Consider the following 266-nt stretch of genomic DNA (forward strand, 5'->3'; position numbering starts at 1 on the left):
GGTGGTTTCTTCCAAGATGAAGTTGAAGAACGTAAAATCTTGGCCGTACCAATGCTATTTCAAGACAATGAACATATTGGTCAAGGTCGTATGACTTTGGAAGAAATCATTGCCAAATTAGATAGCAATTCAGCGGAGAAAGATGCCGCAGTCATCAATGCCAAAGATGCATTTGATGTGTTGGTGATTGGTGGTGGCCCTGCGGGTGGTACAGCAGCGATCTATGCAGCACGTAAAGGTATCAAAACAGGTATTGTCGCTGAACG

At 44.0% G+C, this 266-nt stretch carries 1 protein-coding gene; it reads left to right on the plus strand.

Going from position 1 to position 266, the window contains the following annotated elements:
* Positions 1-266, plus strand: a 266-nt coding sequence (locus MMP60_RS15865; protein ID WP_241337290.1) for an FAD-dependent oxidoreductase, incomplete at both ends; no start/stop codon positions are given.

It is taken from the genome of Acinetobacter sp. ANC 4805 (assembly GCF_022549495.1).
Taxonomy (GTDB): domain Bacteria; phylum Pseudomonadota; class Gammaproteobacteria; order Pseudomonadales; family Moraxellaceae; genus Acinetobacter.